This is a genomic window from Xylanibacter ruminicola (genome assembly GCF_900107775.1).
Classification (GTDB): domain Bacteria; phylum Bacteroidota; class Bacteroidia; order Bacteroidales; family Bacteroidaceae; genus Prevotella; species Prevotella ruminicola_C.
Window position 1 is genome coordinate 401,210 of the sequence record NZ_FNRF01000002.1, and the last position, 24,256, is coordinate 425,465.

The 24,256-nt window shown below is 49.9% G+C and carries 21 protein-coding genes; 9 read left to right on the forward strand and 12 right to left on the reverse strand.

Translation table 11 applies throughout. The annotated features are described in order from the left end of the window. Position 1 precedes the first annotated feature (1 nt). Positions 2 to 739 (forward strand): YebC/PmpR family DNA-binding transcriptional regulator, encoded by a 738-nt coding sequence (locus BLU97_RS05715; RefSeq protein WP_074760647.1) that lies wholly within the window; start codon positions 2 to 4, stop codon positions 737 to 739. A gap of 40 nt (positions 740 to 779) precedes the next feature. Here BLU97_RS05715 and BLU97_RS05720 read toward each other — a convergent pair whose 3' ends face one another. Further along, positions 780 to 1,166, reverse strand: a complete 387-nt coding sequence (locus BLU97_RS05720) for a hypothetical protein (protein ID WP_074760648.1) — start codon at positions 1,164 to 1,166, stop codon at positions 780 to 782. Between the two features lie 102 nt (positions 1,167 to 1,268). Between BLU97_RS05720 and lepA the strand changes: the two genes are divergently transcribed. Both lepA and BLU97_RS05730 read left to right on the forward strand, forming a co-directional pair. After that, a complete protein-coding gene (gene lepA / locus BLU97_RS05725) occupies positions 1,269 to 3,050 on the forward strand; it encodes a translation elongation factor 4 (RefSeq protein ID WP_074760649.1) in 1,782 nt (593 codons plus the stop codon). Between the two features lie 16 nt (positions 3,051 to 3,066). Next, positions 3,067 to 3,666 (forward strand): Crp/Fnr family transcriptional regulator, encoded by a 600-nt coding sequence (locus tag BLU97_RS05730; protein ID WP_074760650.1) that lies wholly within the window; start codon positions 3,067 to 3,069, stop codon positions 3,664 to 3,666. Between the two features lie 12 nt (positions 3,667 to 3,678). On the opposite strand, the gene BLU97_RS05735 is transcribed toward BLU97_RS05730, so the two are convergent. Both BLU97_RS05735 and ruvC read right to left on the reverse strand, forming a co-directional pair. Continuing rightward, on the reverse strand, positions 3,679 to 5,118 hold the full coding sequence (locus BLU97_RS05735; protein ID WP_074760651.1) for an ATP-binding cassette domain-containing protein: 1,440 nt from the start codon (positions 5,116 to 5,118) through the stop codon (positions 3,679 to 3,681). Then, on the reverse strand, positions 5,115 to 5,684 hold the full coding sequence (gene ruvC / locus BLU97_RS05740) for a crossover junction endodeoxyribonuclease RuvC (RefSeq protein ID WP_013064900.1): 570 nt from the start codon (positions 5,682 to 5,684) through the stop codon (positions 5,115 to 5,117). Before ruvC ends, BLU97_RS05735 begins: the two co-directional genes overlap by 4 nt. A gap of 103 nt (positions 5,685 to 5,787) precedes the next feature. On the opposite strand from ruvC, the gene BLU97_RS05745 reads away from it, so the two are divergent. Beyond that, positions 5,788 to 6,732 (forward strand): D-alanyl-D-alanine carboxypeptidase family protein, encoded by a 945-nt coding sequence (locus tag BLU97_RS05745; protein ID WP_074760652.1) that lies wholly within the window; start codon positions 5,788 to 5,790, stop codon positions 6,730 to 6,732. On the opposite strand, the gene BLU97_RS05750 is transcribed toward BLU97_RS05745, so the two are convergent. Genes BLU97_RS05750 through BLU97_RS05760 form a run of 3 tightly spaced genes read right to left on the reverse strand, consistent with a single transcriptional unit; the run spans position 6,719 to position 10,435 of the window. Then, positions 6,719 to 7,366 carry a M15 family metallopeptidase gene (locus BLU97_RS05750; RefSeq protein ID WP_074760653.1) on the reverse strand — a complete coding sequence of 216 codons (648 nt, stop codon included), beginning with the start codon at positions 7,364 to 7,366 and terminating at the stop codon, positions 6,719 to 6,721. The two genes, BLU97_RS05745 and BLU97_RS05750, sit on opposite strands and share 14 nt — an antisense overlap. Before the next feature lie 9 nt (positions 7,367 to 7,375). Then, positions 7,376 to 9,565 carry a sodium-translocating pyrophosphatase gene (locus tag BLU97_RS05755; RefSeq protein ID WP_139208855.1) on the reverse strand — a complete coding sequence of 730 codons (2,190 nt, stop codon included), beginning with the start codon at positions 9,563 to 9,565 and terminating at the stop codon, positions 7,376 to 7,378. Positions 9,566 to 9,610: 45 nt separating this feature from the next. Then, positions 9,611 to 10,435 carry a hypothetical protein gene (locus BLU97_RS05760; protein WP_049769076.1) on the reverse strand — a complete coding sequence of 275 codons (825 nt, stop codon included), beginning with the start codon at positions 10,433 to 10,435 and terminating at the stop codon, positions 9,611 to 9,613. A 109-nt stretch (positions 10,436 to 10,544) separates the two neighbouring features. Between BLU97_RS05760 and BLU97_RS05765 the strand changes: the two genes are divergently transcribed. From BLU97_RS05765 to dnaB, 3 genes are read left to right on the forward strand one after another with little or no spacing between them, the layout of a single operon-like run. Then, positions 10,545 to 11,819 carry a replication-associated recombination protein A gene (locus BLU97_RS05765; RefSeq protein ID WP_074760655.1) on the forward strand — a complete coding sequence of 425 codons (1,275 nt, stop codon included), beginning with the start codon at positions 10,545 to 10,547 and terminating at the stop codon, positions 11,817 to 11,819. Next, entirely contained in the window at positions 11,819 to 12,442 is a 624-nt protein-coding gene (locus BLU97_RS05770) for a trimeric intracellular cation channel family protein (protein ID WP_074760656.1), read from the forward strand. Before BLU97_RS05765 ends, BLU97_RS05770 begins: the two co-directional genes overlap by 1 nt. Positions 12,443 to 12,482: 40 nt before the next feature. Next, complete coding sequence (gene dnaB, locus BLU97_RS05775; RefSeq protein ID WP_074760657.1) at positions 12,483 to 13,991, forward strand: replicative DNA helicase; 1,509 nt, start codon at positions 12,483 to 12,485, stop codon at positions 13,989 to 13,991. Positions 13,992 to 13,994: 3 nt separating this feature from the next. Here dnaB and BLU97_RS05780 read toward each other — a convergent pair whose 3' ends face one another. Genes BLU97_RS05780 through dnaN form a run of 5 tightly spaced genes read right to left on the reverse strand, consistent with a single transcriptional unit; the run spans position 13,995 to position 20,270 of the window. Then, on the reverse strand, positions 13,995 to 15,656 hold the full coding sequence (locus BLU97_RS05780) for a tetratricopeptide repeat protein (protein ID WP_074760658.1): 1,662 nt from the start codon (positions 15,654 to 15,656) through the stop codon (positions 13,995 to 13,997). Between the two features lie 45 nt (positions 15,657 to 15,701). Beyond that, positions 15,702 to 17,360 carry a DNA repair protein RecN gene (gene recN / locus BLU97_RS05785; RefSeq protein WP_074760659.1) on the reverse strand — a complete coding sequence of 553 codons (1,659 nt, stop codon included), beginning with the start codon at positions 17,358 to 17,360 and terminating at the stop codon, positions 15,702 to 15,704. 7 nt (positions 17,361 to 17,367) lie between these two features. After that, the gene (locus BLU97_RS05790) at positions 17,368 to 18,273 is read right to left on the reverse strand and encodes a DUF4835 family protein (RefSeq protein WP_074760660.1); all 906 of its coding nucleotides are present in this window, start codon (positions 18,271 to 18,273) and stop codon (positions 17,368 to 17,370) included. After that, positions 18,270 to 19,127, reverse strand: a complete 858-nt coding sequence (locus BLU97_RS05795; protein WP_074760661.1) for a 3'-5' exonuclease — start codon at positions 19,125 to 19,127, stop codon at positions 18,270 to 18,272. The genes BLU97_RS05790 and BLU97_RS05795 overlap by 4 nt, the downstream gene beginning before the upstream one ends. 18 nt (positions 19,128 to 19,145) lie before the next feature. Next, positions 19,146 to 20,270 (reverse strand): DNA polymerase III subunit beta, encoded by a 1,125-nt coding sequence (gene dnaN, locus BLU97_RS05800; protein ID WP_074760662.1) that lies wholly within the window; start codon positions 20,268 to 20,270, stop codon positions 19,146 to 19,148. Positions 20,271 to 20,437: 167 nt separating this feature from the next. Here dnaN and BLU97_RS05805 point away from each other — a divergent pair, with 167 nt between their 5' ends. After that, positions 20,438 to 20,821, forward strand: a complete 384-nt coding sequence (locus BLU97_RS05805) for a DUF3127 domain-containing protein (protein ID WP_074760663.1) — start codon at positions 20,438 to 20,440, stop codon at positions 20,819 to 20,821. A gap of 162 nt (positions 20,822 to 20,983) precedes the next feature. Here the strand turns inward: BLU97_RS05805 and BLU97_RS05810 are convergent, their stop codons facing one another. Next, a complete protein-coding gene (locus BLU97_RS05810; RefSeq protein ID WP_074760664.1) occupies positions 20,984 to 21,694 on the reverse strand; it encodes a tRNA1(Val) (adenine(37)-N6)-methyltransferase in 711 nt (236 codons plus the stop codon). A gap of 103 nt (positions 21,695 to 21,797) precedes the next feature. Between BLU97_RS05810 and lon the strand changes: the two genes are divergently transcribed. Beyond that, positions 21,798 to 24,254 carry an endopeptidase La gene (lon, locus tag BLU97_RS05815; RefSeq protein WP_074760665.1) on the forward strand — a complete coding sequence of 819 codons (2,457 nt, stop codon included), beginning with the start codon at positions 21,798 to 21,800 and terminating at the stop codon, positions 24,252 to 24,254. Positions 24,255 to 24,256 lie beyond the last annotated feature (2 nt).

The following is a 24,256-nucleotide window of genomic DNA, read 5'->3' on the forward strand; positions in this document are numbered from 1 at the left end:
TATGGGAAGAGCATTTGAATATCGTAAAGCTACAAAGCTGAAGCGATGGGGCCACATGGCCAAGACATTTACAAAGATTGGTAAGCAGATTGCTATTGCCGTGAAGGCAGGCGGTCCAGAGCCAGAGAACAACCCCGCGCTGCGTGCTATCATTGCCAACGCTAAGCGCGAGAACATGCCAAAGGACAACATTGAGCGTGCTATCAAGAACGCTATGGGTAAGGACCAGAGCGATTACAAGGAAGTAACTTACGAGGGATACGGACCTCACGGAATCGCTATCTTTGTTGAGACACTGACCGACAACACCACACGTACTGTAGGTGACGTTCGTTCGGTATTCAACAAGTTCAACGGTAACCTGGGCACACAGGGTTCGCTCTCATTCCTGTTCGACCACAAGAGCGTATTTACCTTTAAGAAGAAGGACGGATTGGATATGGACGAGATGATTCTGGATCTGATCGACTACGGCGTAGAGGATGAGTACGACGAGGACGAGGAGGAGAACAGCATCACTATCTATGCCGATCCTTCAAGCTTCAGCGCTGTGCAGAAGCACCTTGAGGAGAACGGTTTCGAGGTTACTGGTGCTGAGTTCACCCGCATTCCTAACGACCTGAAGGACGTTACAGCCGAGCAGCGTGAGACTATCGACAAGATGGTTGAGAAGCTGGAGGACTTTGACGACGTTCAGACCGTTTACACTAACATGAAACCTGAGGAATCAGCTGAATAAAAAAAAGAATTCCCTCGCCAACCGGCGGGGGAATTTTATTTTAATAATCCTTTTCTGTGAAAACCACATCTAACAGAACTTGCTTTGGATCCTTGCTGGAGCGGTAGGTGTAAGCAAAGCGGTACTTGGCATCTTTATACACCTTAACGGCTGTAGCGTTCTTAAGGCCCTGCTTAAGCACGTTAACGGCATCAACATCCTTCAGAGTCTGCTCCTCGTCGGCCACGCCCGTAAGCTTATAATAATAATGTATGGTGTGTGTGGCGCGTTCGAAAACCAGACTGTCGATCACTGTGTTCTCATCGATGGCTGTGGGGCAATGCTTGCGCGTGTACTCCTTGGCATCGCGCTCGCAGCGGTCCTCCAGACTCTCCTGACAAGCGCTAAATAACAGGGTGATAACACCCAATATCCAATACTTTTTCATAACGAATGCTATTTTTTGCCTGCAAAGATACAAAAAAAAGCAAAATTATGTGATTTCTGAGAGTTTTTTTGTAATTTTGCAGTCTAAAGCATAGAATCTACAATGAATCATATAAGAAATTTCTGCATCATCGCCCACATCGATCACGGCAAATCTACTCTGGCTGACAGATTGCTGGAGTACACTAAGACTATACAGGTGACCGAGGGACAGATGCTCGATGATATGGACTTGGAGCGTGAACGTGGTATTACGATCAAGAGTCACGCTATCCAGATGGAATACACTTACAAGGGAGAGAAATACATACTGAACCTGATTGACACTCCGGGACACGTCGACTTTTCGTACGAGGTGAGCCGTTCTATCGCAGCCTGCGAGGGCGCACTGCTGGTGGTGGATGCCACACAGGGTGTACAGGCACAGACCATCTCAAATCTCTATATGGCCATCGACCATAACCTGGAGATTATCCCTGTAATCAATAAGATTGATATGCCCAGCGCCATGCCCGATGAGGTGGAAGATGAGATTATCGACCTGATTGGCTGCGATCGCGAGGATATTATCCGTGCTTCGGGTAAGACCGGCGAAGGCGTTGAAGAGATACTGAACGCTGTAGTTGAGAAGATTCCACACCCGGTGGGCGACGAGAAGGCTCCGCTGCAGGCGCTCATTTTCGACTCGGTATTCAACTCGTTCCGCGGTATCATTGCTTACTTCAAGATTGTAAACGGCTCGATTAAGAGCGGCGACCACGTGAAGTTCTTTAATACCGGCATGGAGTACGATGCCGACGAGATTGGTGTGCTGAAGATGGATATGATTCCCCGCAAAGAGCTGAAGACAGGCGACGTGGGCTACATCATCAGCGGTATCAAGAACTCGAAAGAGGTAAAGGTGGGTGATACCATCACGCATGTGGCTAACCCCTGCGACAAGGCCATCGAGGGCTTCCAGGAGGTTAAACCTATGGTGTTTGCGGGTGTTTATCCTATCGATCCTACCGATTACGAGAACCTGCGTGCGTCGCTCGAAAAGCTACAGCTTAACGATGCATCGCTCACATTCATGCCCGAGAGCTCGGTAGCCCTGGGATTCGGTTTCCGTTGCGGATTCCTCGGACTGTTGCATATGGAGATTATCCAGGAGCGACTGGACCGCGAGTTTGATATGGATGTGATTACCACCGTGCCCAACGTAAGCTATATGTGCTACACCAAGCAGGGTGAGGTGAAGGAGGTGCACAACCCAAGCGGACTGCCCGACCAGACCATGATCGACCGTATTGAGGAGCCATATATCCGTGCATCGATTATTACCGCTGCCGATTATATCGGTCCGATCATGACGCTGTGTCTGGATAAGCGCGGCGAGCTGCTTGATCAGCAGTACGTGAGCGGCAACCGCATAGAGCTGCACTTTATGCTGCCGCTGGGCGAAATCGTGATCGACTTCTATGACAAACTTAAGTCGGTATCAAAGGGATATGCTTCGTTCGATTACCACATCGACGGCTTCCGTCCCTCGAAACTGGCTAAGCTCGATATTCTGTTGAATGGTGAGCCTGTGGATGCCCTGAGCACCCTGACACACCAGGACAACGCTGTGACCTTTGGTCGCCGTATGTGCGAGAAGCTGAAGGAGCTGATTCCACGTCAGCAGTTCGACATCGCCATCCAGGCTGCCATCGGTGCTAAGATTATTGCCCGCGAAACGGTTAAGCAGGTGCGTAAGGATGTTACCGCCAAGTGTTATGGTGGCGACGTGAGCCGTAAGCGTAAACTGCTGGAGAAACAGAAGCGAGGCAAGAAGCGTATGAAGCAGATTGGTAACGTGGAGGTGCCACAGAAGGCCTTCCTCGCAGTATTGAAATTGGACTAAAAACAAACAATAATCTATGGCAAATGTTAGCTTGACAACCCGAGACGTGGCACGAGAACTGGCCCGTCGATACAGTACAATGACGCACGAAGAGCTCGACCTGCTGGAGAGTATTCTCGTACCGATGAAGTTTGCTAAGAACGAACTCATTCTGAAGGAGGGCGAGACCTGTACCAATATCTACTGGGTGGTACGTGGACTGGTGCGACAGTTTTATTTCAAGAACGATAAGGAACTGACCGAATATATGGCCACCGAGAACTCGATCGTGATGTGTATCGAGAGCCTGTTCCGCGAGCAGCCTTCGCAGTTACAGATCAAGGCCTTGGAGCCAACCATCCTGATTGCGCTGCCAAAGGCCGACCTGGAGGCTGTGGCTATGAAGAGTGTGAACATCCAGATTCTGTATCGTAAGATTCTGGAGGAGAGCCTCATCCTGAGTCAGCACCACGCCGATATGCTGCGCTTTGAGAGCGCACAGGACCGCTATCAGAAGTTGGTTAAGAATCAGCCTCAGCTGGTACTGCGTGCTCCGCTGGTTTACATTGCCAGCTACCTGCAGATGACACCAGAGACACTGTCGCGTGTGCGTACAGCGGCTCTGATGGAGAAATAAGTAAGTGAAATATTAATGCTTAGTTAAATACAATGAGTTATCAATACATTTTGGTAACTCATTTTCGTAATGTGTTACGTAGATGAGCGTGCGATCGGGATTCTCGAACATATAACGGTCCACAATCGTCTTAACCAGATTGCGGTTGCACAGATCAAGTCCGTGCAGCGGCTCGTCGAGAATCAACAAATCGGGACTCTTTACAAAGGCGCGTGCCAGCAGTACCAGGCGCTGCTCGCCGCTCGACATCTCAAGGAACTTGCGGTCGGCCAGGTGCTTAATGCCAAACAGGTTCATCCACTCGATACACAAATCCTTTTCCTGCTTTGTGGGGCGGGCATACAGGCCTACGGTATCTTTCAGGCCGCTGGCCACAATCTGTATGGCGGGGATGTTCTGCTTATAGCTGCGGTGCATCTCGGGCGACACGTAACCGATATGCTTCTTGATATCCCAGATGCTTTCGCCACTGCCGCGCTTGTGGCCAAACAGCGAGATGTCGTTGGCATAGGCCTGAGGATTATCGGCACAAACCAGCGAGAGTAGGGTAGATTTACCTGCACCGTTCTGACCCGACAGCGACCAATGCTCGCCCTTGAGCACCACCCAGTTCAAATCCTTCAGGATGGTACGCTCGCCGTAGCGGATGGTAACGTTGTTGAATTTGATAATCTCCTGTGGCATTGGGGGAATGGTAAGATTGGGCTTTTTCAGGAGAATGGCGTGCGGACAGTGATCGATAGGGAAGCTGGTCTTCACCTGAATGTCCTGCACAAAGCGCAGATCCGACATTTTTATCACACGGGTTACAAACTCGGGTATCTCGTCCATCTTCGAGAGTACCAAGATCATCTGCATGTCCTGTTCGGCAGCCAGCATGGTGAGCAGCTGTTTTACCTGATCGCGGGTCTCGGCATCAAGACCGATAAACGGATTCTCGATAATCAGCACCTGAGGTTTGGTAAACAGGTTGGATGCCAACTTGTATTTGCGCAGTTCGCCGCTACTCAGCAGGATAATATATTTGTCGAGTAGTTCGTTAAGATGGAACAGATCGTAGAGATGCTTCTGGAAAGCACGACGCTCAGGGGTGTCGGCACCTGCCAGCAGAAATGCCTCTTCGAGCTTGCTGCCAACAGTAGGCGTTTCCTCGTCGATCTCCATCTGGTTCCAACGCTGTTGCAGAAAGTATGTACGATCGTTGTCACCGCCGTAGGTGTCACGGAACGTGATGTGTTTCAAGTTGTTATACGGTTCGGTGAAAGAATAGCTTATCTGGTCGGGGTACACGGGATGCTTGCCGGTAATCATATCTACCAGCATGCTCTTACCGCCGCCGTTACGACCTACAATAGCCACGTGTTCGCCCTTGTCGAGATGGAAGTCTACTGGCTCAGCCAAACGCCATTCTGGCTTACGTGCGGTTGCATTCTTTAGTTCAATCGTCTTCATGCTTTCTCTTTTCTCTTAGATACTTTATCCTGGTTCTTGTTGATGAAATCCTTCCAGCCACGATATTTCACGTCGCTTTCGGGGCGCCCCATCTGCAGGAAATGGCAATAGGCAGCAGCAAGCGCATCAGTAGCGTCCATATACTTACCCATCTCGTCGTTGGGAATCTTCAGCAGGCGCTGTAACATACCAGCCACCTGTTCTTTCGAGGCACCACCATTACCGGTAAGTGCCATTTTGATTTTCATGGGGGCATACTCGTGAATGGGAACGCCGTGGTGCACAGCAGCAGCTATCGCAGTGCCCTGAGCACGTCCCAGCTTCAGCATCGACTGCACGTTCTTGCCAAAGAACGGTGCCTCGATAGCCATTTCGTCGGGTAGGAACCCGTCGATGATGCCGGTGACACGTTCGAAGATATGACCCAGCTTGAGATAGGCGTCAGGAAACTTACGCAAATCGATAACACCCATCGTCATCATCTGCGCCTTGCCATCCACCACCTTCAGCAGTCCGTAACCCATTAAATTGGTTCCGGGGTCAATCCCAAGTATGATCTTTTCCATTTCCGAGTGCAAAGTTAACTAAAATTGTTCGGAAATTGACTATTTTATCGAAAAAATGTGTACCTTTGCGGGCAAAAATAGTAAAAACTGTAAGAATATACCAATGAAAAAGAGATATATCACTATAACAATGATGCTGGCAGTGGTGCTGGCATCGTGTCGTTTTGGGAGGAGCGACGAGAAAATAGAGCTCACACCTGAGCAGATACGACTGGAAAAAATAAGCAGAATCGACACCACTTCGCTGCGTGCGGTGCTGAATCCCGACTCGATAGAGGGGCGTACAAAGCTGGATTCGCTCACCGCCGATGCCTGGATGCTGGTGGATGACTCTACGGGTATTGTGATTAGTGAGAAATGCGGTTTTAAGCGTCGCTATATGGCTTCGATCACCAAGATGATGACTGCTCTGATTGCGCTTGAGAAGGGTAATCTGAGCGACAGCATCGATATTACTGAGGATGTGTTTATTAACCGTGATTCGCGTGTACGGTTGGGACAGGGGTACGTGATGCTCGATCTGATTTACGAGATGATGATGATCAGCGATAACGATGCTGCCTACGCGCTGGCCAAGCATGTGGGTGGCGACACGCTACGATTCTACGACCTGATGAACCAGAAGGCGCAGTACTTGGGCATGGACAGCACGCACTTTGCCAACCCTAACGGTATGCCTAACGACAATAACTTCAGCAGTGCTGCCGACTTGGTAAAGCTGGCCCGCTACGCTATGCGCGACACCATGTTTGCCAGTATTGTGGGCACCGCCGAGAAAGCCGTTCCGCTGACCGACGGGCGCCATATGGACTGCCGTAACTCTAATGCCCTGCTGCACACTTACGAAGGCTGTATCGGCATTAAAACGGGTTATACCAGGCAGGCAGGTTACTGTCTGGCCTCATCGGCTACCCGCAACGGGCATACGTTATATCTGGTGCTGCTGAACAGCAGAAAACATGCGACACGATTCACCGAATCGGCCGCATTACTGGATTATGGATTCCGTGTGATGGATGCTTACACCCAGCGCATTAACGCCCAATAAACTCAAAGTGCTGGTAATCCTTTTTGTTTTTCCAGGCTCCGCCCCAGCTAAAGCCGTATTTTACAAACAACTTGTAACACAAATCGTTACGGGTAATCTTATACGGAAAATCAGCCGTGCGGTTGACATACTTCTTGGCAGTTGCAGGTTCTACAATCTGGCTGCCATCTTTTTTGCTGTAGCGTACGTAGGGGTTATACAGCGTATTGATATCTACGGCTAAGCCACGTGCATGTTTCGACAGATTCTTGGAGCCCGAAATGTTGCGGTAACAGAAACAGCTGCTGTTATTGGCACGCATCTGGCGCTCGTCGTCGGCATCGTACACATCGGGCAGGCGCATCTGCTGGATGGGGTAGTGGGCCTTATACAGTTCGCGGAATATGGCCAGCAGCTTATCGGCTATCAGCTTGTTACAGATCATCTCGCCCACATGGGTGCGGCCTTCCAAATCAACATGCGAAATCCTCAGGTAGCGTAAGTCGCTACGCTTGATGTAAGGATTATCGTGCCAGGTTTTGCCCTGCATGGTTTGCCACACGCTATCGGGAATAGCTGTTGAGGTAAAAATCTGGCTTTGCGCACTTAAAGTGCAGCAAAGCCAGAATACGAAAGTAGTGAGTAGTTGCTTCATTGTTATGTGTTACATAAATGCTACGGTGAGTCCCGCCATTACAATACTGACCATCGACATGAGCTTGATCAGGATGTTGAGCGACGGACCCGAGGTATCCTTGAAGGGATCGCCAACGGTATCGCCTACGATACAGGCCTTATGGGCAAACGAGCCCTTACCGCCAAAGGCACCCTCTTCGATATTCTTCTTAGCATTATCCCAAGCGCCACCGGCATTAGCCATGAATACGGCCAAGGTAAAGCCGCCAGCCAGTCCGCCTACCAGCAGTCCGAGCACACCGGCAACACCCAGCACGCAGCCTACGATGATAGGAATAAGGATGGCCAGAACGGATGGGATAACCATCTCGTGCTGAGCAGCACGGGTAGAGATTTCAACACAACGGCCGTAATCGGGCGTGCCTGTACCTTCGAGAATACCTGCTATCTCGCGGAACTGACGACGAACTTCCTGCACCATCTTCTCTGCTGCACGTCCCACAGCCTCCATCGTCATACCACAGAACAGGAAGGCGGCCATCGCACCTACAAAGGCGCCCACAATCACCTTGGGGTTCATCAGGTTAACCTGGAAGAAGTTCATGAAGTCGGGGATATTGGCATCGGCAGCTGATATCAGCTCGCCCTTTACGTTCTCCATCATCACGCCAGCGCGGGTCATCGCAATCTTTATTTCTTCGATATACGAGGCCAGCAGCGCCAAAGCGGTGAGTGCGGCAGAACCGATGGCAAAGCCCTTACCGGTAGCAGCTGTGGTGTTACCCAGGGCATCGAGAGCGTCGGTACGGTGACGAACCTCCTCGCCTAAGCTCGACATCTCTGCGTTTCCGCCTGCGTTATCGGCTATAGGTCCGTAAGCGTCGGTAGCCAAGGTGATGCCCAGTGTTGAGAGCATACCAACGGCAGCGATACCGATACCATAAAGACCGTGAGCCAGGGATTCCGACGACATAGAGAGATCGAATCCGTTGGCGCATAGATAGCTGAGCATGATGGCCACACCAATGGTGATAACAGGGATGCAGGTAGAAATCATACCTGTACCGATACCCTTGATGATAACCGTTGCGGCACCCGTCTGTCCGGCTTCCGAAATCTTCTGGGTGGGCTTGTAGCTGTGCGAGGTGTAATACTCGGTAGCCTGACCGATGATAACGCCTGCTGCCAAACCCGCGATAACCGAGAACGAAAGGCCCAGCCAGTTCTGGATATCCAGCAGATACAGGATGCAGAAGGTTGCGGCAGCAATCAGGATGGCACTCACGTTGGTGCCCACCGAGAGCGAACGCAACAGATCCTTCATGGTAGCGCCCTCCTTAGTACGAACCAGGAAGATGCCCAGCAGCGAGAGGAACACGCCTACGGCAGCAATCAGCATAGGAGCAATAACCGCCTTGAGCTGAATCTCCAAGCCAGCCACACCAAAGGCAGCTGCACCCAGTGCGGCAGTAGAGAGTACCGAGCCGCAATAGCTCTCGTACAGGTCGGCACCCATACCAGCTACGTCGCCCACGTTATCGCCTACGTTATCAGCAATGGTAGCGGGGTTGCGTGGATCGTCCTCTGGGATATCAGCCTCAACCTTTCCCACGATATCGGCACCCACGTCGGCAGCCTTGGTGTAGATACCACCGCCCACACGCGCAAATAGCGCCTGGGTAGAAGCACCCATACCAAAGGTTAGCATCGTTGTGGTGATAGAAATTAAGCCATCGGCATCGAAGTTGTTAAGCACTACGAACCAGATGGCTATATCAAGCAAACCAAGACCAACTACGGTGAGTCCCATAACAGCTCCCGAACGAAAGGCAATCTTTAAACCGGCATCCAAGCTCTCGCGGGCGGCATTTGCTGTGCGCGCCGAAGCATAAGTAGCTGTCTTCATGCCAAAGAAACCAGCCAGCCCCGAGAAGAAACCGCCTGTAAGGAAGGCAAACGGTACCCAAGGGTTCTGAACATTCAGTCCGTAGGCCATAAAGGCAAACAGCACGCAGAGCACCGCAAACACAATGCCTACTACCTTGTACTGCTGCTTTAGATAGGCCATAGCACCTTTGCGCACATAGAGCGCAATTTCTTTCATTCGCGGCGTACCCTCATCGGCTTTCATCATCTGAGTGAAGAAATAGTACGCCATGCCTAATGCCACGATCGATGCGATGGGCACCAGCCAGAATACTTGAGGAATCATCATAATTAGGTTATAGTTTTATTGGGTTGTTGTTAAGTGAATGTACACTTATTATTCCTCAGAGAAGTCGATGAGCTCAGAGCTCTCCTCGTCAGAGTCGTCGCCAAGGTCCATCATTGTTGAGTAGTTGTCCTCGGTGATATCCTCGTCGTTTGGTCCATCTACCTCCTCATCTTCCTCGTCATGTGAGCTGTAGTTGTCCTCAACGATTACGTCAGAGTCGTCGTCCTCATCAAAGTCGTCGTCCTCGCCGTTACGCAACTGCATGCGCAGCTTGATCTCCTCGGGCTTCAACTTAGCAAAGATAGCCTCAACCCAGCCACCTTTGGGCACCTCGAGTACCTCGTAGCCATCCTCTACCTTCTTGTCGTACATGCCGCCTTTCTTGTGCAAGCGGTCCTTAGGCAGGGTAGTGGTAGAGATATCGAAACCGCTCTGGATAATGTCCTGAATCGACTGTGAGAGCGAATCCCAACCGCCACCAAAGTTGCGGTCGATAACCTCGAGCAACTGGGTTGCTGAGATGTGACGGATATTCTCGTAAGTTAAATCGGTGACACGACTGATGGGGCGCTTCTTGATGGCCCAGATGAATTTCATGTTATCGTCGAACTTAATAGTGGCCACTTTATAACCACGACCTTCGTAGCTCTTGCGGATAGGGGCAGAATCGTCGCGAAGATCCTCGATAAAGAAGGCACTCTTAAAGATCTGGATGTAGTGCTTTACGTTTTCCTTTACTTCGGCATCCTTGCAAGCGGCCTCCCACATACGGAAGACATCATTCTCCTGGATGTCCCAAACACTACTCTTGGTTACACTCTTAATTGATAATGACGGATTACTTTCCGGTTGTTGTTGTTTTGTTCTTGCCATATTATTCTACTAATTTTTGTGCAAATGTAACCACTTTATTTTTTATTCGCAAGTTTTTGGCCATAATTTTTTGTAATTATCGCAATTTAGCGTAACTTTGTGCCCGAATATGGCACAACCATTAGCTGAAAGACTGCGTCCACGCACTTTAGATGAGTATATCGGACAAGAACATCTGGTGGGTGAGGGAGCTGTTCTGCGTAAGATGATCGACGCAGGACGCATACCTTCGTTTATCCTTTGGGGCCCTCCTGGAGTGGGTAAAACCACTCTGGCCCAGATTATCGCCCACAAGTTAGAAACACCCTTCTACACGCTCTCGGCTGTAACGAGTGGTGTGAAGGATGTGCGCGAGGTGATTGAGCGCGCTCAGAAGGGCAGGTTCTTCAACGAGGCATCACCTATATTATTTATTGACGAGATACATCGTTTCTCAAAGTCGCAGCAGGACTCGCTGCTGGGGGCTGTAGAGAAGGGTATCGTTACCCTAATAGGTGCCACGACCGAGAACCCGTCGTTCGAGGTGATACGTCCATTGCTGTCGCGCTGTCAGCTCTATGTGCTCAAGTCGTTACAGAAGGACGATCTGCAGAAACTTCTGGAGCGTGCCATCCATACCGACGCTATCCTGAAGGAGCGAAACATCGTGCTGAAGGAAACCAACGCGATGCTGAGATATAGTGGAGGTGATGCGCGTAAGTTGTTGAATATCTTAGAGTTGGTTGTTGAAGCTGAAGCAGGGGATGAAGTAGTGATTACCGACGAGAAGGTGGTGAACCGTCTGCAGCAGAATCCATTGGCTTATGATAAGGATGGCGAGATGCACTACGATATCATCTCGGCGTTTATCAAGAGTATCCGAGGCTCCGATCCTGATGCCGCCTTGTATTGGCTGGCACGTATGATTGAGGGAGGTGAGGACCCTCAGTTTATCGCCCGAAGACTGGTAATCAGCGCCTCTGAGGATATCGGCTTGGCCAATCCAAATGCCTTGCTGCTGGCCAATGCCGCGTTTGATGCGGTGATGAAGATAGGCTGGCCCGAGGGGCGCATACCTTTGGCCGAAGCAACGGTTTATCTGGCCACATCGCCTAAGAGTAACAGCGCCTACTTGGGTGTGGATGCTGCGCTCGACCTGGTGCGCCGTACAGGTAATCAGCCTGTGCCGCTGCCCATCCGTAATGCGCCCACGCAGCTGATGAAAGATTTAGGTTATCACGACGGCTATAAGTATCCGCACGACTTTGCTGGGCATTTTACACCGCAGCAGTATATGCCCGATGCGCTTCAAGACGAGCGTATCTGGCACGGACAGCATAATCCGTCGGAGGAGAAGATGTACCAGCGCATGGTGAATTATTGGGGAAAACGTTACGAGGACTAATGATGAATATGGATCAGGAATTAATATATAAGCTCATAGAGTTGTTGGGCACATTCGCCTTTGCCATTTCGGGTATCAGACATGCGGCAGCCAAGCATTTCGACTGGTTTGGCGGCTATGTGTGCGGTGTGGCTGTGGCTATCGGTGGCGGTACTATCCGCGATGTGATGTTAGGCACCACGCCATTCTGGATGACCAACGCTATCTATCTGATTTGTACCGCAGTAGCACTGCTTACCGTGGTGCTTTTCGGTAAATGGATGGAGCCCTTGAAGAACGCTTGGTTTGTGTTTGATACCTTGGGCTTGGCACTCTTTACGATTGCCGGTATCCAGAAGAGTTTAGCCTTCGGACAACCTTTCTGGGTGGCTATTATCATGGGCTGTATCACCGGTTCGGCTGGTGGTGTGATCCGTGATGTGTTGCTGAACAACGAGCCCGTGATATTCCATAAGGAGATTTATGCGATGGCCTGTGTGATAGGCGGCGTGGCCTATTGGGGACTTGCCGAACTGGGTGTTGCAGCCGAAATAAGCGCGGTGGTAAGCTTTATCGTTACCTGCCTGATTCGCTTCCTGGCTGTACGCTATCACCTTTCACTCCCCGTTTTGAAAGAAAAGTAAATAGTCAAATAGTAAATAGTCAAATTGTCAAATTAATAAGATGGCAGAACAAACAAATAGACGAAGAAAGAGTAGTAACCAGCCCGTAGATCCTACCTACGGACACCTTCAGCCACAGGCCTTGGAGATAGAGAAGGCTGTGCTGGGTGCGCTGATGATTGATAAGGATGCCTACGCGGTAGTGTGCGAGATTCTGCGTGCTGAGAGCTTCTACGAGCCTCGTAACCAGATGGTTTATGCCGCCATACGCGATTTGAGTATGGAGGAGAAACCGGTTGATATCCTGACGGTTACCGATCAGTTGGCTAAGTCGGGTAATCTGGAGCAGGTGGGCGGTCCGGGTTATGTGGCCGAGCTGAGCTCTAACGTGGTATCATCGGCCAATATCGAGTATCACGCTAATATCATCGCCCAGAAGTCGCTGGCCCGTCAACTCATCTCGTTCTCGAGCATGATTCAGACCAAGGCGTTCGACGAGACGATTGATGTTGAGGACCTGATGCAGGAGGCCGAAGGTTCGCTCTTCGAGTTGTCGCAGCACAACATGAAGAAGGACTACACGTCGATCGATCCGGTTATCTCGCTGGCTGTAAAGGGTATCCAGGATGCCGCTAAGAACACCGACGGTTTGACGGGTGTTTCAACAGGTTACTTTAAGCTCGACGACCTGACCAGTGGATGGCAGGCTTCCGACCTGGTGATTATCGCCGGACGTCCTGCGATGGGTAAGACATCATTCGCCCTCTCAATGGCCAAGAATATTGCTGCTGATATCCGTACACCAATGGCTTTCTTCTCGTTAGAAATGTCGAACGTTCAGCTGGTAAACCGATTGATATCGAATGCCTGTGAGATTCAGGGTTCGAAGATTCTGAACGGACAGCTGCAACGTGACGAGTGGGAGAGATTGGATAAGAACATCAATAAACTGCTGGGTGCACCGCTGTATATCGACGATACCCCAGGTCTTTCGGTATTCGAGTTGCGTACCAAGGCCCGTCGACTGGTTCGTGAGCATGGTGTGAAGCTGATTATGATTGACTACCTGCAGCTGATGAATGCCAACGGTATGCGATTCAGTAGCCGACAGGAAGAGGTATCAACCATCTCTCGTTCGCTCAAGGGTTTGGCCAAGGAGTTGAATATTCCTATCCTGGCGCTGAGTCAGCTGAACCGTGGTGTTGAGAGCCGTGAGGGATTGGAAGGAAAGCGCCCACAGCTGAGCGACCTGCGTGAGTCGGGAGCCATCGAGCAGGATGCCGACATGGTACTGTTCGTACACCGTCCTGAGTACTATCATATCTATCAGGATGATAACGGTCGCGACCTGCACGGTATGGCGCAGATTATTATTGCTAAGCACCGTAAGGGTGCTACGGGCGACGTGCTGCTTACCTTCCGTGGTGAGTACACCCGTTTCGAGAATCCTGAGGATAAAGCTATCGAGAACCGTGCCCCAATGGGAGGCGGCGAGATATTGGGATCAAAAATAAACGGAGACAACCCACCGTTGCCTCCGTCAGATCCAAACGAACCGTTACCTTTCTAACGGTTATTTGTATTTCTCAATCAAGTTATCTGCCTGCAGATTGCCCATTTCCTTGGCTTTCTGCAGGTTTTGTATTCCCTCTTTCTTGTTGCCCTTCAGGCACTGAGCCACACCTAAGAACAGGTAGCCGTCGCTGTCGTTAGCATCAACGCTCAGACTCTCCTTGGCGGTGGCGATGGCATTGTCGTAAAGACCTACGCGGATTTCGAGAGAGGCCTTCTCGGCGTAATAAAGCGTCTCCTTAGGATTCATCATGATGGCGCGGGTGATATCGTTGAGTGCCTGCTGATACAGGCGACCCTCGATTTCTGCCTGATGACGGATGTAGTAGAAGTTATCGTTGACGTTGGCCTTCATCAGCTCCTCGTAATCGTTCATATCTGCGATAGCCTCGCGGAACTTCTTGGCCTGCAAACGAGCCTGGGCGCGCGACCACAGATAAGGGGCAGCCTCCTTCAGATAGGGCTTGCTGTACATGTTCATGGCGCTATCCATCAGGGCCAGCATCGAGGTGGTATCCTTCAGCATCTCCTTACAACGGGCAGCGCTGAAATACAGCTCAGCACTCTTCATGTTGGTGCTCGAGAGCTCGTTGTAGATGTCGTAGGCCTCGGCGTATTTCTTCTGGGCAAACAGGATGTTAGCCTCAGTCTGACGATACATCAGCTGTGGGTTAAACGTGTTGGCGGTACGAACCTCTTCGAGCGCCTTTTCCAGTGTCCACTTATCGTAAGGCACATCAGTCTGGAAAATATTTTTGTTGTATATCAGGCGGGCATAGTTGTAATGCGCATCATCCTTCTGCTGAGCATTCTTGATGGCCATCTCCATATCGCGGTCGGCAGCGGCAAAATCGTTGGCATTTGCCTCAAGCTGTGCGCGGTACATATAACCGTCGGCAGCGTTGGGGAACTTATGGATAAAGTCCTCGATCAGGGCTGCATAAGCGGCTGAATCCTGACGTGTCTGGGCCATATAGAGTGCCAGAACGGCCTCCTTGATGTTATCGGGAAGTTCCTTCTTAATCTTGGTCTCCAACAGGCTCGACTCGTTCATGCCAAAGCCCGAAATCTTCAGCGAATCGGCAAAGCGGGCGCTCACGGCATAGTTGAGAGTGTCCTTATCAGTAGCAGGCTGCTGCATCAGACCGATCACTTCGCCCAGCTGGTTAATCAGCGGACAACTAACAGTGTTAGCGGGCATGGTGAGCGCTACAGTATAGTAATCGTACTCGCCCTGGAATGTCTCAGCCTTGCGGACTGTTCCTGCTGGCACGTTCTTTACCTCGTGATAGGGCAGCAACCACGCTTGGCTGCCTACTGTGGCCGAAGCGCTGCTGATGGTCAGAGGCTGGGTTTTACCGCTTACACGGAACTTAACTACATCGTACATATCGTTTACACCTACGATGCTTACTACGGGCATTTCCTTACCTGCAGCATCGATAACCACAGCTTTCGAAGCGCCCTTGAATGGGGTGTAGTTACTGACTGCGTCGCCATTGGTGCTGGTAAAGAAACCGTTACTGCTGCCGATGAGTGAACCGTCAGCAGCAAAGGTCTTAAGGGTGAATACCGACTTGGTGGCTTTCTTTACCCAGCTGGGCTGAGCACCTGCAAGTAATGGCATCACCGCCAGTAATATCAATAATACTTTCTTTTTCATTTTACTATTTTACTATTTACTATTTCACAATTTAATGTTCAATGTTCAATGATTAAGCAGTGCTTTTGCATTCTGTATCGCTGCCTCCGACACATCGCTACCACTCAACATCTGGGCGATCTCGCGTACGCGTTCGTCGGCATCAAGCTGGCGCATCTTACTGGTGGTACCGTTGGCGGTCTCGTTCTTCTCAACCTTATAATGTACCGAACCTAAGGCTGCAATCTGGGGCAGGTGCGTAATGCTGATAACCTGGCGCCCATGACCGCCCATCTCCTTCATAATCTGGGCCATCATCTCGGCAGTCTTACCGCTCACGCCGGTATCAATCTCGTCGAAGATGATTGTAGGCAGCTTCACGGCGCCACTGATCATCGCCTTGAGCGACAACATCACACGGGCAATCTCACCACCCGAAGCCACCTGGGATACAGGCTGGAGTGGGGTAGATGTGTTGGCGCTGAACAGGAACGAAACCCTATCGGTGCCGTTTACGCCCAACTCGATAGTTGAGAGCTGGATGCTGAAACGTACGTGTGGCATACCCAGCGGTACCAGGCGTTTCTGCATCTCGTCCTCAATCTTCTTGGCGGCTTTGGTGCGCAGTTTGGTAAGTACTTCGGCCTCCTTACGGGCCTGGGCTTCCAACTGGCTGAGACGTGTCTTTACTTCATCGAGCGACTCGTCGCCGTTCTCGATAGCCTGCAATTGCTGCTGCAAGTTGTCGCGCTTCTCAATCAGCGCCTCAATAGCGTCAACGTGGTATTTCTTCTCTAACTCGTATATGCGGTCCAAACGGTTGTTTACCTGATCCAGTTCGGCAGGATCGAAATCAACCGACTCAAGCAGGCTGCTGATTTCATGAGCCACATCCTTCAGGTCGATATAGCTGCTGTCGATACGCTGAATCAAATCGCCCACCTCGGGATAAACAGCCTCGATACTTCGTAAGGCCGAGAGCGACGAACGCAAATGTTCTATCACACCGTTCTGTTCGGCCGAAAGGGCATTGTCGGTGGTATAGAGAGCGCTCTTGATATCCTCGGAGTGCTCCATCGTATCGCTGCGCTGTTCCAGCTCTTCCTGCTCGCCTTCAACCAGGTGCGCAATCTCCAGTTCCTCGTATTGGAACTGCAGGAAATCGCGGTTCTCGCGGTTGCGCTCGATAGCAGCCTGCAGCTCTGCCAGTTCTTTCTCGGCAGCCTGATAAGCAGCGAATGTCTGCTGGTATTTGACCAACTGGGCGGCATCGTCGGCAATGATGTCTACCACCTCTAACTGGAAGTCCTGCTTGTTCAGCAACAGGTTCTGGTGCTGCGAGTGAACATCCATCAGCTGGTCGCCTAACTCCTTGAGCATCGAGAGGGCTACGGGCGTGTCGTTGATAAACGCGCGACTCTTACCGGCTGCTGTCAGTTCGCGACGGATGATACAGTCGTCGGCATCGTACTCGATATCGTTCTCATCAAAGAAAGCCTGCATGTTGTAACGCGACAAATCAAAATGCGCCTCAATCACACATTTCTCGGCTCCTTGTTTGATGGTCTTCGAGTCGGCACGCTGTCCTAACAACAAGGCTATGGCGCCCAGGATAATACTCTTTCCGGCTCCGGTCTCACCGGTAATCACCGAGAAACCTTCGTAGAGCGAGATATCCAGTTCGTCAATCAGCGTAAAGTTCTTGATATATAAATGCTTAAGCATAGTAAATCTATTTGGTAATTTGTTCCCAACTATTATTCTGCGAGGCGTTCAGGCCCATCAGCAAGTCGTAGATACGTTGTTTCTCTTTTTGTGTACCTTTACCTTTATAGATATTGGCCAACTCATCCTTCTTGTAGTCGGTCCATATCTGTGGCAACAAACTCAGCGGTTTGTTTTCGTGGGCTTGTTGCAGGTCGGTCTCGAGTGCTGCCGATATCTCAGTTCGGCCACGTTCGGCGTTATTGGCCATCTCGTCGAGTCCCTTACGATAATAATCGTATTGTAACTGACGGAAGGGCTTCATACCTTCGTCCATATAGTCGTTGATAACGGCAAAGCGGTTGCGGTTGTCCTCAAAGGATTTCCATCCCGTAAAGCCTAGGTTCTGGGCGTTGTTTACCAGCACCAGACAGCGTTGCAGTACATCGGTTCCACCCATGGGCGCAAAGCTGTCGAGGTCTAAGCCAATCATCAGCAGGGCGTAGTAGGCTAGGAGAGCGGTCAGTTGGTTGTCGATGTTCTCTTCGGCAAAGTTCAACTGGTCGAACTGCTGGAACACAAAGTTAAAGCTGGCATCCCTATTATTATATAATGTAGTGGTATAGGCTGCATTAAAAACAGGGCGGTTGGCTTGTACGAGGGCGGTACACTCAAAGCGGTTCTCATCGCGAAGATACTTGTTTACAGTCAGGTTCAGGTTGCACTGAATGCGCTCGTTTTTCTGAAACTGCAGGTCGGTCCATGCGCACTCGTTCATAAACTGCTCGATGGTTTGTTGCAGGTTCTCAAACACGCTGGCATCGGTGCCTTGTATCTGACTGTGGTTCACACTAACCTTAACTTGCAGCTCTTGGGCATGTACGCCAAGAACTGCAAGTAGTGCTAGTATGGTTAAACAAGTATTCCTGATCATCCGTTAAGTTTTGACTCGCGAAGACGAATTCTTGTAAGTACTTGCTTGGTGTTATACGTGAAGTCGCCCGACAGAATCCAGCTATAGTAGCCTGGGTCGATATGCAGTACGTCGGCTACAGGAATGCCCTTGTGCTTTCCGAAGTTGAATACCTCGGTGAGGCGTGGGTTACCCTGTTCGTCGAGTAGGGTATTACCGTTGCGGTCCTTCATCTCGCCCCAAACAATACGACCGGCAAAGTCAACATTGTTGTTTACACGTGAGAATTCGGCCAACTTGTTCATATCGTTCTCAAGCACCTTCTCTGGGTCTTCGTTTGCACCTGGTGCATACTTATCCAGCTCGCCCATCAGCACACGGTAGGTGGCTTCGGTATCCTGGTCGGCACGGTGTGCTTCGAAGTCTTCCTCCATCTTGCGTCCGCAGTAGAACTTGTAGGCAGCTGCCAGATTGCGGCGTTCCATCTTATGGAAGATGGTCTGTGCGTCGATCATCTTGCACTTGCTGAAATCAAAATCTACACCAGCACGCAGGAATTCCTCAGCGAGTAGGGGGATATCAAAGTGGTTTGAGTTAAAGCCCGCAAAGTCGCAACCTGTAAACTTCTCGGCCAGCATGGCACCCAACTGCTTGAATGTGGGTTTATCCTTTACGTCATCGTTCGAGATACCCGTAAGCTGGGTAATCATCGGCTCGATGGGCTTTTCGGGGTTTACTAACTCGTTGCCACGCTCTTCGTGTCCGTCGGGATATACTTTTATATACGAGATCTGGATAATACGGTCCTTAACCAAGTCAAGGCCCGTAGTTTCCAGATCAAATATTACCAGAGGTTTAGTTAAATTCAGTTTCACCTTTACTTCTCCCGTTTTTTAGTCGTTAATAAGCATAGGCATCATTAGCATCACAACTTCCTGATTCTCAGGCTGCTCTGAAGGCAGAACCAAACCGGCGCGACTTGAGTCGGCCAACTGGATAATAACATCAGGACACTCGATATTGCCAAGGATCTCGATAAAGGCGTTACCCTTGAAACCAATGCTCAATGGTGTACCGTTATACTCACAGGTCATGCGCTCTGTAGCGGTCTTTGAGAAGTCGTAGTCCTCAGCATCCAGCTGGAATGTAGAGCCTTCAACGTGGAAGCGTACCAGATTGCTTGAATCGTTAGCAAATGGCTGTACGCGGCGCAGGGCTGCCAGCAGCGACAGACGATCCAGACGAACCTCGTTAGGATTGTTCTGTGGAATTACTGAGTTATAGTTGGGGTAGCGACCCTCGATCAGGCGGCACAGCAGCACGCCATCACCGTAGTTAACCTCGGCGTTGCGCTCGTCGAAGCGGATGGTAACATCGCCACCATCTTTACCCAGCAGGTTCTTCAGCAGGTTAGCGGGCTTCTTAGGCAGGATAAATGCCGATGGTTCCTCGCTCTTGATGGTGAATATCTTATTACGAACCAGCTTGTGACCATCAGAAGCAACTACTGCCAGGTGATCGGGAGTAAGATCGAAGTAGATACCGTTCATCACAGGGCGGAGTTCGTCCTGAGCAGTAGCAAAGATGCTACGATTGATATTCTCGGCCAGAATGGCATTAGGTAGAACGATGCTCTTGGCAAACTCGCTAACTGGCTGTGCTACTGGGAATTCGTCGGCATTGTCGACAGGCAGTGAGAACAAACCGTTCTGGTAAGTGATCTTTACCAGATTCTGCTCCAGATCCACGTCGAATGTGATGGGCTGCTCTGAGAAGCCTTTAACAGCCTCAAGCAGGTCGTGGTTGCCGATAGCAAAGCGGAAGTCGCCATCGCTTTCGGTCAGCTCCAACTGTGTCTTCATCACATTCTCTGAATCTGATGCTGTCAGATGCAGGACATTGTTTTCGATCTCGAATAAAAAGTCACCCAGGATGGGTAGGGCATTTTTACTGTTAATCACTCTCGAGAGTGCAACGAGCTTAGAGCTCAGTGCTGTGCTTGATAATGTAAAACGCATAGTTTATAGTTATTTTATTATTCTACATATTATATTATTGGTTACAAAATTACAAAAAAAAGTTGTAATGAGCAAAAAAAAAAGCAGAAATGTGCGTTATTCAAACTATTTTTAGTAATTTCGCACTCTGAAAACGATATTTTCAACAAAATAAAACAAAAAAGATAATGGAATTAACAGGTAAAATCATTGCGGTAATGGAAGCCCGCGGAGGTGTTTCGGCCCGTACAGGCAACTCATGGAAGACTCAGGAGTACGTTTTGGAGGTTCCTGGTCAGTATCCTAAGCGTTGCGTATTTAACGTATTTGGTGAGGACAGAATCAATCAGTTCAATATCCAGAATGGTGACGAGCTTACCATTCAGTTTGATATTGATGCACGCGAATATAATGGTCGTTGGTATAACGATGTGCGTGCCTACAATGTTATCCGTGGTCAGCAGCCTGTAGCCGGTGCTCCTGCAGCAGCAGCTCCTTCAGCAGCTACATCACCATTCCCACCAGCACAGGAGCCCGCTAGCGAGGGTTCGTCTGACGATCTGCCATTCTAAGAATATTTTTCCAAGAAATAAGGCTGTAGTCCTCACGTTTTGTGGGGACTTTTTTATTTTTACGAGAATCGGCATTATGATAAATAAAAGAAAGAAAGGAGGCGATTTTCCCGACCGTTGGCCAGGTTGTTTCAAAATATTGAATGATATCGTTCTGTTAGATTATTTGATATAGAAATCCTTGGTAAGATTGTAATACCATTCGCTGCGCTGTCCTGGGAATGATTCTAATACTTGTTCTTCGAAATTCACTTGTTCTACGGGATGCTTTCTGAATTCTACGAGATGACGCTTTGGGAGTTTGTTGGGCGTAGTTTTAATCAGGCATATTCTGGTCAAGAATAATCCCTCGAAAGCTGCGGCAGATTCTACGTTATCCTGATTATCAGCAGGAATAACCAGCGACAGAATGCCGTCGGCTTTCAGTAATTTGCCAGCGGCGTGCATCAGACTCTCGTACGTTAAACTTACAGCGTGACGGGCCAGTGTGCGCTGGTCCTGTGGACATGTGAGCGAATCAACGAAATATGGTGGATTACACACGATGGCATCATACCCTGCTTTGTTGTCTATTTTTGTAGCATCTTCTCTATTTATCATAATCCGGTCGAAGAATGGAGAACCTACTACATTTTCCTGGGCTTGTTGGGCGGATTCTTCATCGATATCAATGCCCGTAACCTGCGCCTCGGGAAAGCGTTGGGCCATCATCAGGGCTACCAGTCCGGTGCCCGTTCCGATGTCAAGAATACGTGCTGCTGCAACAGGGGTATTTGCCCATGCACCCAGCAGTGTGCCATCAGTACCCACCTTCATGGCGCAACGGTCCTGATAAACAGTGAATTGTTTGAATTGAAAGCAGTTTTTTGCCATAATCGCGGCAAAGTTACTAATAATTTGTTAATTCTTGCCCCTTTCGTACGTATTTCTTAATTTTTATTAGTAACTTTGCCCCCCGATTTAATAAAATTGAAAAATGAGTAATCAGAATAACAATTCAGCATTTCAAATGATTGCTGATGTAGATGGAGATTTTAAAGATTTTCTGAATGTTCACACGCCCGACCGTGTGCCCATTCTGGCTTTGCGTAATATGGTCCTGTTCCCCGGTGTGGTAACGCCGATTCTTATTGGTCGTCAGGCCAGCAAAGCCTTGGTAGAAAAAGCTGAGAAGAAAGGCTTGATAATTGGCGTTGTAGCCCAGCGTGATCCTGATGTGGATTATCCCGATAAGCACGACCTGTTTGAGGTGGGTGTTTATGCCAAGGTGATGAAGCTCCTCACCCTACCCAATGGCAATATTACTGCCATTCTGCAGGGTCTGGGACGTTTGGAATTGAACGAGATTGTATCTACATCGCCTTATCTTGAGGGTAATGTAACAGCACTCGAGGAGGATCTGCCCGACCCTAAGGATCGTGAATTCAATACTGCAGTTACCGATCTGCGCGATATGGTTAGCAGATACGTATCGGTTTCGGATGAGATTCCCGACGAGGCAAGCTTTGGTATTAAGAATATCTCGAACATGGTGATGATGCTTAACTTTGTGTGTACCAACATGCCGTTCAACTACAAGGAGAAGCAGCAGCTGCTGGAGATCGGCCTTGTAAAGGAGCGCCTGTTCGCCACCATGAAGATGATGAACCGCGAGATTAACCTGCAGAATCTGAAGGCCGATATCCGTAACAAAACCCGTGAGGATATCGACGAGCAGCAGCGTAATTACTTCCTGCAGCAGCAGATTAAGAATATCCAGGCCGAGATGGGCCACGGCGAGTCGGCCGAAAAGCACGATTTGCTTGCCAAAGGCCGCTACAAGATGTGGAAGTACGAGATGGCGAAGTATTTCCGTAAGGAGTGCGACAAGCTGGATAATCTTAACCCACAGAGTCCTGAGTATAACGTGCAGCTTACTTACCTGCAGACACTGGTAAACCTGCCATGGGGCGAATATACCATTGACGACCTGAACCTGAAGCGTGCCAAGCGCATTCTGGATAAGGATCACTACGGTATGGAGAAGGTTAAGGAGCGTATCCTTGAGTATATGGCTGTACTGGCCCTGCGTGGCGATCTTAAGTCGCCTATCCTGTGCCTCTATGGCCCTCCAGGAGTTGGTAAGACATCGCTGGGTAAGTCGATTGCCGCTGCCATGAAGCGTAAGTATGTACGTGTTTCGCTTGGTGGTGTACACGACGAGGCCGAGATTCGCGGTCACCGTCGTACCTATATCGGCGCCATGCCCGGACGTATCATCAAGAGCATCCAGAAGGCAGGCTCTAGCAACCCCGTGTTTATTCTCGACGAGATTGATAAGGTAACACAGAATACCCATAATGGCGACCCTGCATCGGCCCTGCTCGAGGTGCTCGATCCTGAGCAGAACAATGCCTTCCACGATAACTATCTGGATGTGGATTACGATCTCTCTAAGGTGCTGTTCATTGCAACAGCCAACAACCTGAGTACAATTCCTCGTCCCCTACTCGACCGTATGGAGGTTATCGATGTAAGTGGTTATATTACAGAGGAAAAGATTGAAATCGCAAAGCGTCACTTGATTCCACGCGAACTGGATAATACCGGTTTGAATATTAATTCGAGCATGAAGCCTTCGTTCAATAAGGCTGCCATCGAGATGATTATTGAGCGTTACACCCGTGAGAGCGGTGTGCGCCAGCTTGAGAAGCAGATTAACAAGGCTCTGCGTAAGATTGCCTTCAAGCGCCAGATTGAGGACGGTGCCGAATACAAGAAGATTACTCCTAACGAGCTGGAGGGATTGCTTGGCAAGCCACCTTTCTATCGCGATATCTATCAGGGCAACGATTATGCCGGTGTGGTAACTGGTCTGGCCTGGACAGCGGTGGGCGGCGAGATTCTGTTTATCGAGACTTCGCTCTCAAAGGGTAAGGGCTCTAAGCTCACACTTACCGGTAACCTGGGCGATGTGATGAAGGAGTCGGCCATCCTGGCTGTTGAGTACGTTAAGGCCCATGCCGAGACGCTCAATATCGACTACCGTGTATTCGACAACTGGAACATCCATATCCATGTGCCCGAGGGTGCTACACCAAAGGACGGTCCTTCGGCCGGTATCACCATCGCCACCTCTATCGCCTCTGCCCTCACCCAGCGTAAGGTGCGTAAGAACACCGCAATGACCGGTGAGATTACCTTGCGCGGAAAGGTGCTGCCCGTAGGTGGTATCAAGGAGAAGATTCTGGCCGCTAAGCGTGCCGGTATTACCGATATTTTAATGTGTCAGGAGAACGAGAAGGATATCCTGGAGATTCCTGAAATGTACCTGAAGGGTATCAACTTCCACTATGTGGAGAATGTGCAGGATGTATGGGATTTTGCCCTGACCGATGAGGTTGTAAAGAATCCGCTTGATTTCACCATTCCCGAAGAAGATAAAAAGAAATAAAA